This is a genomic window from Mycobacterium sp. 1245852.3, from assembly GCF_001669335.1.
GTDB classification, from domain to species: domain Bacteria; phylum Actinomycetota; class Actinomycetes; order Mycobacteriales; family Mycobacteriaceae; genus Mycobacterium; species Mycobacterium europaeum_A.
Genome location: NZ_LZLL01000246.1, coordinates 1 through 11,715, shown reverse-complemented (window position 1 = coordinate 11,715; position 11,715 = coordinate 1). Strand labels below are relative to the sequence as shown.

11 protein-coding genes and 1 pseudogene are annotated in these 11,715 nt (G+C 68.6%); 6 read left to right on the top strand and 6 right to left on the bottom strand.

What is annotated here, in order from left to right; translation table 11 throughout:
• Positions 1–646, bottom strand: a pseudogene (gene ipdE1 / locus A9W96_RS10960) (acyl-CoA dehydrogenase IpdE1); the annotation flags it as partial.
• Positions 647–766: 120 nt separating this feature from the next.
• Here ipdE1 and fadD3 point away from each other — a divergent pair.
• The 5 genes from fadD3 to A9W96_RS10935 are packed head-to-tail and all read left to right on the top strand — an operon-like array spanning position 767 to position 6,513.
• Positions 767–2,311 (top strand): 3-((3aS,4S,7aS)-7a-methyl-1,5-dioxo-octahydro-1H-inden-4-yl)propanoate--CoA ligase FadD3, encoded by a 1,545-nt coding sequence (gene fadD3 / locus A9W96_RS10955; RefSeq protein ID WP_067020469.1) that lies wholly within the window; start codon positions 767–769, stop codon positions 2,309–2,311.
• Positions 2,311–3,456, top strand: coding sequence for an acyl-CoA dehydrogenase family protein (locus A9W96_RS10950; protein ID WP_066880114.1), 1,146 nt, complete (start codon positions 2,311–2,313; stop codon positions 3,454–3,456). The genes fadD3 and A9W96_RS10950 overlap by 1 nt, the downstream gene beginning before the upstream one ends.
• Positions 3,453–4,397 (top strand): acyl-CoA dehydrogenase family protein, encoded by a 945-nt coding sequence (locus tag A9W96_RS10945; protein WP_067139684.1) that lies wholly within the window; start codon positions 3,453–3,455, stop codon positions 4,395–4,397. Before A9W96_RS10950 ends, A9W96_RS10945 begins: the two co-directional genes overlap by 4 nt.
• Positions 4,394–5,350 carry an acyl-CoA dehydrogenase family protein gene (locus A9W96_RS10940; protein ID WP_067139681.1) on the top strand — a complete coding sequence of 319 codons (957 nt, stop codon included), beginning with the start codon at positions 4,394–4,396 and terminating at the stop codon, positions 5,348–5,350. The genes A9W96_RS10945 and A9W96_RS10940 overlap by 4 nt, the downstream gene beginning before the upstream one ends.
• Positions 5,347–6,513 (top strand): pyridoxal phosphate-dependent aminotransferase, encoded by a 1,167-nt coding sequence (locus A9W96_RS10935; RefSeq protein WP_067139678.1) that lies wholly within the window; start codon positions 5,347–5,349, stop codon positions 6,511–6,513. Before A9W96_RS10940 ends, A9W96_RS10935 begins: the two co-directional genes overlap by 4 nt.
• A gap of 18 nt (positions 6,514–6,531) precedes the next feature.
• Here A9W96_RS10935 and A9W96_RS10930 read toward each other — a convergent pair whose 3' ends face one another.
• Positions 6,532–7,362 (bottom strand): arylamine N-acetyltransferase, encoded by an 831-nt coding sequence (locus A9W96_RS10930; protein ID WP_066880108.1) that lies wholly within the window; start codon positions 7,360–7,362, stop codon positions 6,532–6,534.
• Positions 7,363–7,492: 130 nt separating this feature from the next.
• Here A9W96_RS10930 and A9W96_RS10925 point away from each other — a divergent pair, with 130 nt between their 5' ends.
• Entirely contained in the window at positions 7,493–7,972 is a 480-nt protein-coding gene (locus tag A9W96_RS10925) for a hypothetical protein (protein WP_067139675.1), read from the top strand.
• Between the two features lie 25 nt (positions 7,973–7,997).
• Here the strand turns inward: A9W96_RS10925 and hsaB are convergent, their stop codons facing one another.
• The 4 genes from hsaB to hsaA are packed head-to-tail and all read right to left on the bottom strand — an operon-like array spanning position 7,998 to position 11,590.
• Positions 7,998–8,564 carry a 3-hydroxy-9,10-secoandrosta-1,3,5(10)-triene-9,17-dione monooxygenase reductase subunit gene (hsaB, locus tag A9W96_RS10920; protein ID WP_067139672.1) on the bottom strand — a complete coding sequence of 189 codons (567 nt, stop codon included), beginning with the start codon at positions 8,562–8,564 and terminating at the stop codon, positions 7,998–8,000.
• Positions 8,565–8,575: 11 nt separating this feature from the next.
• Positions 8,576–9,478, bottom strand: coding sequence for an iron-dependent extradiol dioxygenase HsaC (gene hsaC / locus A9W96_RS10915; protein ID WP_066867375.1), 903 nt, complete (start codon positions 9,476–9,478; stop codon positions 8,576–8,578).
• Complete coding sequence (gene hsaD, locus A9W96_RS10910; RefSeq protein WP_067139669.1) at positions 9,475–10,359, bottom strand: 4,5:9,10-diseco-3-hydroxy-5,9,17-trioxoandrosta-1(10),2-diene-4-oate hydrolase; 885 nt, start codon at positions 10,357–10,359, stop codon at positions 9,475–9,477. The genes hsaC and hsaD overlap by 4 nt, the downstream gene beginning before the upstream one ends.
• A 46-nt stretch (positions 10,360–10,405) precedes the next feature.
• Positions 10,406–11,590: a 3-hydroxy-9,10-secoandrosta-1,3,5(10)-triene-9,17-dione monooxygenase oxygenase subunit gene (hsaA, locus tag A9W96_RS10905; protein WP_066867379.1), complete on the bottom strand. Its 1,185-nt coding sequence runs from the start codon at positions 11,588–11,590 to the stop codon at positions 10,406–10,408.
• Between the last annotated feature and the right edge of the window lie 125 nt (positions 11,591–11,715).

Below are 11,715 nucleotides of genomic sequence, written 5' to 3'. Positions count from 1 at the left end.
AGAACACCTCGTTGAATTCCGAGTCACCGGTCAGCTGGATGATCGGACGGACCTGGACACCGGGCTGATCCAGCGGCACCAGCAGGTACGACAGCCCGGCGTGGCGCTTGGAGCCTTTCTCGGTGCGCGCGACCACGAAGCACCACTGCGCCCAGTGCGCCAACGACGTCCACACCTTCTGGCCGTTGATCACCCACTCGTCGCCGTCGAGTTCGGCGGTGGTCGCCACGTTGGCCAGGTCGCTGCCGGCGCCGGGCTCGGAGTAGCCCTGGCACCACAGCTCGGTGACGTCGAGGATGCGCGGCAGGAAGCGCTGCTGCTGTTCGGGCGTGCCGAAGGCGATCAGCGTGGGGCCAAGCAGCTCCTCGCCGAAGTGGTTGACCTTGTCCGGGGCGTCGGCCTTGGCGTACTCCTCGTAGAACGCCACTCGGTGCGCGGTGGACAGGCCGCGGCCGCCGTGCTCGACCGGCCAGCCGAGGCACGTCAGTCCGGCCGCGGCGAGGTGCTGGTTCCATGCCCGGCGCTCCTCAAACGCCTCGTGCTCGCGTCCGGGCCCACCGAGGCCCTTGAGAGCTGCGAATTCGCCGACCAGATTGTCGGCGAGCCACTGCCGGACCTCCGCCCGGAACTCCTCGACGTCCTGCATGCCCTGTAGGCTAACCTACCAAGCACTTGCTTTGTAGCTCGGTGACGATGCGCGCCGCGGGGCGGCGTGAGGAGAAACCGGGCAATCAAAATCGCGTCAGCGCCGCTACAGGAGCATCCCATGACCAACGATCCGCGCACGGTGCCCGCCGCGCTGGATCGTTTCGCGAGCCGGCTGCCCGATCACGACGCGCTGATCACCGACGAACGATCCTTCACCGCCGCCGGCCTGCGCGACGAGGTGCACCGCGCGGCCGCCGCCCTCATCGATCTCGGCGTGCGGGCGGGCGACCGGGTGGCCGTCTGGTCGCCGAACACCTGGCACTGGGTGGTGGCCTGCCTGGCAATCCACCACGCCGGGGCCGCGATGGTGCCGCTGAACACCCGCTACACCGCCGCCGAGGCCAGCGACATCCTGGCCCGGACCGGCGCCCCGGTGCTGTTCGGCATGGGCCGCTTCCTCGGCCACGATCGCCTGGCCGACCTGAACCGCGCGGCGCTGCCCGCGCTGCGGCACATCGTGCGGATACCGGTCGATGCCGACGATCCTGTTCCGGCGACCTGGGACGAGTTCATCGCGCGCGGCACCGACCTCGACGCGGTCGCGGCTCGCGCGTCCGCCGTCGTCCCCGATGACGTCAGCGACATCCTGTTCACCTCCGGCACGACCGGACGCAGCAAAGGCGTGCTGTGCGCGCACCGGCAGTCGTTGTCGGCGTCGGCCTCCTGGGCGGCCAACGGCAAGATCACCAGCGACGACCGCTATCTGTGCATCAACCCGTTCTTTCACAACTTCGGGTACAAGGCCGGGATCCTGGCGTGCCTGCAGACCGGGGCGACGCTGATTCCGCACCTGACCTTCGATCCGCTGCGCGCACTGCAGGCCATCGAGCGACACCGCATCACCGTGCTGCCCGGGCCGCCCACCATCTACCAAACCCTGCTCGACCACCCGGCGCGCAACGACTACGACCTGAGCTCGTTGCGGTTCGCGGTGACCGGCGCGGCGACCGTGCCCGTGGTGCTGGTCGAGCGCATGCAGTCCGAACTGGACATCGACATCGTGCTGACCGCCTACGGGCTGACCGAGGCCAACGGCATGGGCACGATGTGCCGCGCCGACGATGACGCGGTCACCGTGGCCACCACCTGCGGCCGCCCGTTCGCCGACTTCGAATTGCGCATCGACGCCGAGGCCCCCGGGGAGTCGGGCGAGGTGTTGCTGCGCGGGCCGAACGTGATGCTGGGCTACCTGGAAGACCCCGAGGCCACCGCGGCCGCCATCGACGCCGACGGCTGGCTGCACACCGGTGACATCGGCGCCGTCGACGCGGCCGGCAACCTGCGCATCACCGATCGCCTGAAAGACATGTACATCTGCGGTGGATTCAACGTCTACCCCGCCGAGGTCGAGCAGGTGCTGGCCCGGATGGACGGCGTGGCCGACGCCGCGGTGATCGGAGTTCCCGACGAGCGGCTCGGCGAGGTGGGCCGGGCATACCTGGTGACCCGGCCCGGCGCCCAACTCGACGAGCAATCCGTGATCGCTTACACCCGTGAACATCTGGCGAACTTCAAGGCACCGCGGTCGGTGCGGTTCGTCGACGCGTTGCCGCGCAATGCCGGCGGCAAGGTGGTCAAACCACAACTGCGAGAGCTGGACTGATGGATCTGGATCTAGACGAAGACACCCTGGCCTTCCAGGCCGAGGTCCGGGAATTCCTGTCGGCCAACGCCGAAAACATCCCGACCAAGTCATACGACAACGCCGAAGGCTTTGACCAGCACCGGAAATGGGACCGGGTGCTGTTCGACGCCGGCCTGTCGGTGATCACCTGGCCGAAAAAGTACGGCGGCCGCGACGCGCCGCTGCTGCACTGGGTGGTGTTCGAGGAGGAGTACTTCCGGGCCGGCGCGCCGGGCCGCGCCAGCGCCAACGGCACCTCGATGCTGGCGCCGACGCTGTTCGCGCACGGCACCGAAGAACAGCGCGACCGGATCCTGCCGAAAATGGCTAGCGGAGAAGAGATCTGGGCCCAGGCGTGGTCGGAGCCCGAGTCCGGCAGCGACCTGGCGTCGCTGCGATCCACCGCCACCCAGACCGACGGCGGTTGGCTGCTCAACGGGCAGAAGATCTGGAGCTCGCGAGCCCCGTTCGCCGAGCGGGGCTTCGGGCTGTTCCGGTCAGACCCGGGAGCCGAGCGGCACAACGGGCTGACGTACTTCATGTTCGACCTGAAGGCCAAGGGGGTCACGGTGCGCCCCATCGTCCAGCTGGGCGGCGACACCGGGTTCGGCGAGATCTTCCTCGACGACGTCTTCGTGCCCGACGAGGACGTGATCGGCACCCCGCACGAGGGCTGGCGGGCGGCCATGAGCACGTCGAGCAACGAGCGCGGCATGTCACTGCGCAGCCCGGCCCGCTTCCTGGCCACCGCCGAGCGGCTGGTGCGGCTGTGGCAGGACAGCGGCTCACCCGAGGCGTTCGCCGACCGGGTGGCCGACGGCTGGATCAAGGCGCAGGCCTACCGGCTGCAGACCTTCGGCACGGTGACCCGGTTGGGCCTCGGCGGGGAGCTGGGCGCCGAATCCTCGGTGACCAAGGTGTTCTGGTCCGACCTCGACGTCGAACTGCACCAGACCGCGCTGGACCTGCTGGCCGCCGACGGGGAACTGACCAGCCGGTGGACCGAGGGCTTGCTGTTTGCGCTGGGCGGCCCGATCTACGCCGGCACCAACGAGATTCAGCGCAACATCATCTCCGAGCGGTTGCTGGGCCTGCCGCGCGAAAAGTCCGGGGGCAAGAAGTGAAATTTGCGCTAGACGAACAGCAGCGCGACTTCGCGGCCAGCATCGACGCCGCGCTGGGCGCGGCGGATCTGCCCGGCGCGGTGCGCGCGTGGGCGGCGGGCGACACCGCACCGGGCCGCAAGGTGTGGGAGCAGTTGGCCACCCTGGGCGTCACCGCGCTGGCCGTGCCGGAGAAATTCGACGGGATCGAGGCCGACCCCGTCGACCTCGTCGTCGCCGTCGAGCGCCTGGGCCGCTGGTGCGTGCCGGGGCCGGTCGCCGAATCCATCGCCGTGGCACCGGTTTTGCTCGCCTCGGGCGATCGGGCCGAGCGATGCGCCGAACTGGCCTCCGGTGAGCTGATCGCCACCGTCGCCCTGCCGCCGCAGACGCCGCGCGCGGTGGACGCCGACATGGCCGGGCTGGTGCTGCTGGCCGGCGAGAACGGCGTCACCGAGGCAACACCAGGCGACGCCCACGAGTCCGTCGACCCCAGCCGAAAGCTCTTCGACGTGACCGCGACCGGGCCGTCGTGGCAGGCGGATGTCAAGCGCGCCTACCAGTTCGGCGCGCTGGCCACCGCGGCCCAGCTGATCGGTGCGGCCGAGGCGCTGCGCGACGGCGCGGTCGACTACGCCAAGCAGCGCACCCAGTTCGGCCGGGTGATCGGCTCGTATCAGGCGATCAAGCACAAGCTCGCCGACGTGCACATCGCCATCGAGCTGGCCCGTCCGCTGGTGTATGGCGCGGCGCTGACGCTGGACCCCCGCGACGTCAGCGCGGCCAAGGCGGCGGCGTCCGAGGCGGGGCTGTTGGCGGCGCGGTCGGCGCTGCAAACCCACGGTGCGATCGGCTTCACCCAGGAGCACGACCTGTCGCTGTTGCTGCTGCGGGTGCAGGCGCTGCGGTCGGCGTGGGGCACCCCGGAGCAGCACCGGCGCCGAGTGCTGGAGGCGCTATGACCACAACAGAAGAACGCGAACTCCTCCGCGAGACCGTCGCCGCCCTGGTGGCCAAGCACGCCGGCCCGGCGGCCGTGCGCGCGGCCATGGAGTCCGAGAAGGGCTACGACGAGTCGCTCTGGCAGCTGCTGTGCGAGCAGGTCGGCGCGGCGGCACTGGTGATTCCCGAGGAGCTGGGCGGCGCGGGCGGCGAACTGGCCGATGCCGCAACGGTTTTACAGGAGCTGGGCCGCGCGCTGGTGCCCTCCCCGCTGCTCGGCACCACGCTGGCCGAGCTGGCGCTGCTGAGCGCGGCCGAACCGGACGTCACGACGCTGGAGGGCCTCGCCGAGGGCGCCGCGATCGGCGCGCTGGTGTTCGACGCCGACTACGTGGTCAACGGTGATATCGCCGACGTCGTGGTCGCCGTCGAGGACGGCCGGCTGAACAGGTGGACCCGGTTCGGCGCCGAGCCCGTCACCACCATGGACCCGACCCGGCGCCTGGCGCGGCTCACGGCCGAGGAGACCGAGCCGATCGGCACCGACCCCGGCCTGGCGGACACGGCGGCCATCCTGCTGGCCGCCGAGCAGATCGGTGCCGCGCAGCACTGTTTGGAGCTGACGGTCGAATATGCCAGGGACCGAGTGCAATTCGGCCGGCCGATCGGCAGCTTCCAGGCGCTCAAGCACCGGATGGCCGATCTGTATGTCACCGTCTCCGCCGCCAAGGCCGTCGTCGCCGACGCCTGCGATGCCCCCAGTCCCACCAACGCCGCCACCGCCCGCCTGGCCGCCACCGAGGCGCTGAACGTCGTGGCCGCCGAGGGGATCCAGCTGCACGGCGGCATCGCGATCACCTGGGAACACGATATGCACCTGTACTTCAAGCGCGCCCACGGCAGCGCGCATCTGCTGGATTCGCCGCAACAACTGCTTAAGCGGCTGGAATCCGAGGTACTCCAGACGCCGTGACCGACCGTGTCTCGCTGCGCGCCGGCATCCCACCGTTCTATGTGATGGATGTGTGGCTGGCGGCCGCGGAACGCCAGCGCAGCCACGGCGACCTGGTCAACCTGTCGGCGGGCCAGCCCAGCGTGGGTGCGCCCGAGCCGGTGCGAGCGGCCGCGGCGGCCGCCGTGCATTCCAACGAGCTGGGTTACTCGGTGTCGTTGGGCACCCCGGAACTGCGCGCCGCGATCGCCGCCGACTACCAGCGCCAGCACGGGCTCGACGTCGAACCGGATGCGGTGGTGATCACCACCGGCTCCTCCGGCGGCTTCCTGCTCACCTTCCTGGCCTGCTTCGACGTCGGCGATCGGGTGGCGCTGGCCAGCCCCGGTTACCCGTGTTACCGAAACATCCTGTCCGCCTTGGGTTGTGAGGTGGTGCAGATTCCCTGCGGGCCGCAGACCCGCTTCCAGCCGACCGCGCAGATGCTGGCCGAACTCGACCCGCCGGTGCAGGGCGTCATCGTGGCGAGCCCCGCCAACCCGACGGGCACCGTCATCGACCCGGCGGAGCTGGCCGCCATCGCCTCCTGGTGCGATGCGTCGGGAGCGCGACTGATCAGCGACGAGGTGTACCACGGCCTGGTCTACGACGGTGCGCCGCAGACCAGCTGCGCGTGGCAGACATCCCGAAACGCCGTGGTGGTCAACAGCTTTTCGAAGTACTACGCGATGACGGGCTGGCGGCTGGGCTGGCTGCTGGTGCCGGCCGAGCTGCGCCGCGCGGTGGATTGTTTGACCGGCAATTTCACCATCTGCCCGCCCGTGCTGTCGCAACTCGCCGCGGTGGCGGCCTTCACCCCGGAGGCGACGGCCGAAGCCGACGGTCACCTGCACCACTACGCGACCAACCGCTCGCTGGTGCTCGACGGGCTGCGCAGCATCGGCATCGAGCGGTTGGCCCCCACCGACGGCGCCTTTTACGTCTACGCCGACGTTTCGGAATTCACCGACAACTCGATCGAGTTCTGTTCAAAGCTGTTGGCGCAGACCGGTGTTGCGATCGCACCAGGCATCGACTTCGACACCGCGCGCGGGAATTCGTTCGTGCGGCTGTCGTTCGCGGGCCCGACCCGCGATATCGAGGAAGCGGTGCGACGCCTCGGCACCTGGCTCGCGGCGCGCTAGCGAAACCGCACGAGGCGCCTAGGCGTCGAGCACCTGCGCGATGCGCGCCTCGAGCGCACCCGCCTCGCCGATGCCCGCCACGTCGATGCCGAACCGCTCACCGAGCACCTCGACGACCGCCGCCGCGTCCTCGAGGCGGATCTTCTCGCTGCCATCGGCGCGGTGAATCGTCAGGTTCCGGCCGGCCAGGTTGTAGCGGGCGTCGTCGGTGGTCAACGCGACCATCAGGCTGGTCACGAAATGCGACGACGGATGCGTGGAGACGTACCAGCTGCCCACCCGCAGATCGATCTGGGGCACGCTCTGGGTGCCGAAGACGTACAGCGGTTGCCACTCGTCGCGGACCTGCGCTTGCAGCACCAGGCCGTCGCCGCGGTCGTTGAGCCGATACGGCTCGTGCGTGGTCTGCTGGGCGTTGCCGGTCTGCAAACGGATGGGAGACGTCAGCGTCTGGCCACCAAAGCCGACGTCGACCAAAAACGAACCCCGCGAGCCCGGGAACGTCACCGCCAGCACGGTGTGCGTCTGGGCGCCCAGCGGCGTCTCGGGTGGCTGCATCCAGACCACCCGGCCGGCCAACCGCCGCACCCGGAAACCGATTTCGGCAAGCGCGTAGCCCATCAGGCCGTTCTGCTCGTAGCAGTAGCCCCCACGGCGCCGGCGGACCAGCTTGTCGGTGAGGGCTTCCGGGCCAAGGTCGTCGACCGGCACGCCCATCAGCGGATCGAGGTTCTCGAACGGGATCGAGCCGGTGTGGGCGGTCATCAGCGCCTGTAGCACCTCGAGGCTCGGTTCGGCCGGACCGTCGTAGTTGATGCGGTCGAAGTACCCGTTCAGGTCCAGCGTCATGACTCCATTCTCCGGCCCCGCGGAGGCGCCCGAGCCGCGGGTGTCGACTTGGGTTGTTTCGTTCCTGTCGAATACGGCAACCCGGCGAACGGGGCCTTAGCGCTTCGGTATATCGACAACGGAGTCCATCATGAATACCAGCAACACCGTCTGGATCGTCATCGCCGCAGTTGTGGCGGTCCTCGTGATCGTCGCCCTGGCCATCGCCGCCCGCAGAGCCACCAGGCGCCGCCGCGAGCGGGAGGCCGAACAGATCCGCGAAAAAGCCAAGTTGGAGAGCGCCAAGGTCGAGCGCCGCGAGGCGCTGGCCGCCGAGACGGCCGCGAAAGCCCGTGCCGCGCAGGCCGAAGCCGAGGCCAAGGCCGCCGAAGCCGCCCGCCTGCATGATCGGGCGTCAACCCATCAGACGGAAGCGGCGTCCTCGCGCGAACAGCTCGACGAGCAGTTCAAGCGTGCCGACAACCTCGACCCGAAGGTGAAGGCCGACAAGGACAGGGATGCCGCGGCCGGCGAGAACGCCGCCGGACGCGACCCCGCGTGGAGCCAGGAGCAGCCGATAGCGGACAACTCCCCCACGGTCGACATGTCCGCCGACCGCCGCGACCGGTAGGGCGCCGCTACAGCCAGGTGTCCCGCTACAGCCAGGTGTCCTGGGTGGTGGTCGTCAAAAACGCTTCCAGGTCGTCGCGCCACTGGGCGGGCGTCGTCTTGTCCGGTTCGATGCCGGTGTATTCACCGCGATAGAACAGCAGCGGCCGCGGCTTGATCTTGGGCGCCTCCGAAAGCGACTGCACCGCACCGAATACCACGAAGTGATCGCCCCCCTCGTGCGCGGAGGCCACCGTGCAGTCGATGTAGGCCAGCGAACCATCGATGATCGGCGAACCGAGTTCGGAAGGGTGCCAGTCGATCCCGGCGAACTTATCGGGCTCCTTGGAGCCGAAGCGGGCCGAGACGTGCTTCTGCTGCTCGGTCAACATGTTGACGCAGAACCGGCCGCTGGCCTCGATCGCCTGCCACGACCGCGACACCTTGGTGGGGCAGAACAACACCAGCGGCGGGTCCAGCGACAGCGCCGCAAACGACTGGCAGGCGAAACCGACCGGGACGTCGTCATGCACGGTGGTGATGATGGTGATCCCGGTGCAGAACTGGCCGAGCACGCTGCGAAACGTGCGCGGGTCGATCGGCGCGGCAGCCATGGCCTGAGAAACTAACCCTTGAATCCGACGCTGAAGTCGTGGCCCCACAGGCTGATCGCGGTGCTCTCCCGGGCGATCCAGTCGTCGTCGGCGACTTGTCTTCCCTCGCAACCGAATTCGATGTCGAACCCGCTGGGTGTCTTCATGTAGAAGGACAGCATCAGGTCGTTGACGTGGCGGCCCAGCGTCGCCGACATCGGCACCTTGCGGCGCAGGGCCCGGTCCAGGCACAGGCCGACGTCGTCGGCGTTCTCGACCTCGACCATCAGGTGCACGATGCCGCTGGGGGTCTGGCCGGGCATGAAGGCCAGGCTGTGGTGGCGCGGGTTGCAGCCCAGGAACCGCAGCCAGGCTGGGGGGCCGTCGGCGGGCCGGCCGACCACCTGAGGGGGCAGTCGCATCGAGTCACGCAGCTTGAAGTCCAGCACGTCGCGGTAGAAGTGCAGGGTCTCTGCGTCGTCGCGGGTGGTCAGCACCACGTGGCCCAGGCCCTGGTCCTCGGTGACGAACTTGTGCCCGTACGGGCTGACCACGCGGCGGTGTTCGAGCGCAGCGCCGTGGAAGACCTCCAGACAGTTGCCGGACGGGTCGGAGAACCGGATCATCTCGTCGACCCGGCGGTCGGCCAGTTCGGCGGCGGTGGCCTCCTTGTAGGGCGTGCCCTCGATGTCTAGCCGGTTCCGGATCTCTTGCAGCCCAGCGGCATTCGCGCATTCCCAGCCGGATTCGATGAGCCGGTCCTGCTCGCCGGGCACGATCACCAGCCGTGCCGGGAAGTCGTCCATCCGCAGATAGAGCGCGCCATCGGTGGCGCCCTTGCCCTCGACCATGCCGAGCACCTTCAGGCCGTAGTCGCGCCAGGCCGCCATGTCGGTGGCCTCGATACGCAGATAGCCCAGAGAGCGGATGCTCATCGCGCACCTCCCAGGAAATCGATGGTGAGCTTGTTGAACTCGTCGAACTTCTCCACCTGTGCCCAGTGCCCACATTGCCCGAAAACGTGAAGCTGTGCACGCGGAATGGTTTTCAGTGCGACCAGCGCGCCGTCCAGCGGGTTGACCCGGTCCTCGCGGCCCCAGATCAGCAGCACCGGCTGGCGTAGCCGGTGCACCTCGCGCCACATCATGCCCAGCTCGAAATCGGCTCCGGCGAAAGACATTCCCATTGCCCGCGTCGCGGTCAGCGATTCGGGTGTGCGGGCCAATTCGAAGCGCTGGTCGATCAATTCGTCGGTGATCAGCTTCTGGTCGTAGACCATCACCCGCAGAAACGCCTCGAGGTTTTCGCGGGTGGGCTCGGCGGAGAACTTGCCGAGCCGTTTGACGCCCTCCGTCGGGTCGGGCGCGAACAGGTTCACGCTGACCCCGCCGGGCCCCATCAGCACCAGCTTGCCGGCCCGGTCCGGGTAATCCAGCGCGAAGCGGACCGCGGTGCCACCGCCCAGCGAATTCCCAACCAGCGGAATGCGTCCCAGACCCAGCTGGTCGAACAGGCCCTTGAGCGCCCGTGCCGCGTAGTGGTTGAACTGCCCGTGCTCGGCGCGCTTGTCGGAGTGGCCGTAGCCCGGCTGGTCGACGGCCAGCACGTGAAACCGCTCGGCCAGCACCGGGATGTTGCGGGAGAAGTTCGTCCAACTCGCCGCGCCCGGTCCGCCGCCGTGCAGCAGCACCACGGTCTGGTCGTTGCCGACCCCGGCTTCGTGGTAGTGCAGCTTCAGCGGGCCGTCGACGTCCACCTCGGCGAAGCGCGAGGTCGATTCGAAGGTTATTTCTTCGGTTGTCGAGGTGCCGGTCATTCGGCGCCGCTCCTCCTCATCGCTTCGCTCTGCATCGTCGCCGGCGCTAGACCATGGTGTCGCCGGGCGGCAACCCGAACTCGTTGTTCCCGAAGATCTGGTAGGCCCGCTCGGGGTCGTTGGCCGCGTGCACCCGGCCGGCGTGCGCGTCGCGCCAGAACCGTTGCACCGGTTGGTCATTGCCCAAGGCCGTGGCACCGGACGCCTCGAACAACCGGTCGATGGAGGCGATCGCCCGGCCGGTGGCGCGCACCTGGTCGCGGCGCGCGCGGGCGCGCAGGTCGAACGGGATCTCCTTGCCGGCGGACAGCAGGGCGTACTCGTCGGCGACGTTGCCGCTCAACTGACGCCAGGCCGCGTCGATGTCGCTGGCCGCCTCGGCGATGCGGACCTTGGCGAACGGGTCGTCCTTGGCCTTCTCGCCGGCGAACGCCGCCCGCACCCGCTTGCCCTGATGCTCGACGTGCGCGTCGTACGCGCCGTAGGCCATCCCCACGATCGGCGCCGAAATGGTTGTGGGATGCATTGTGCCCCAAGGCATCTTGTACACCGGCGCGGTGTTGGTCTCATACCCGCCCGCGGTGCCGTCGTTCATGGCCTTGTAGGACAGGAACCGGTGGCGCGGCACGAAGACGTCCTTGACGACGACGGTGTTGCTGCCGGTGCCCCGCAGGCCCACGACGTGCCACACATCGTCGATGCGGTACTCGCTGCGCGGGATCAGGAAGCTGCCGAAGTCCACCGGACGGCCGTCCTTGATCACCGGACCGCCGAGGAACGCCCACGTGGCGTGGTCACAGCCCGAGGACCAGTTCCATGAGCCGTTGACCAGGTAACCGCCATCGGTCACCACGCCGGCACCCATCGGGGCATACGACGACGACACCCGGGTCTTGGGGTCCTCGCCCCAAACCTCCTCCTGGGCCTGCTGGTCGAACAGCGCAAGGTGCCAGTTGTGCACGCCGATGATCGAGCTCACCCAGCCGGTGGAGCCACACGCGCTGGCCAGCCGCCGCACCGCCTCGTAGAACAGCGTCGGGTCGCACTGCAAACCGCCCCACTGCTCGGGCTGCAACAGGGTGAAGAAGCCCACATCCTGAAGATCCTGAACGGTCTCGTCGGGCAGCCGCCGCAGGTCCTCCGTCGCCTGAGCGCGTTCGCGAATCTGCGGGAGCAGATCATCGATGCCAGCCAAAACCGACTGCGCATCACGCTGTTGAATGGACGTCACTTACGTTTGCCTCCTGCGCCAGACTTACTCAGCGGACTTACACCAGAGACTAGAACATGTTACAGAAAAGCGGATTCGTATCGCTACCAGCCGCAGGAATACCCTGCTCGACACAAATCGGAACG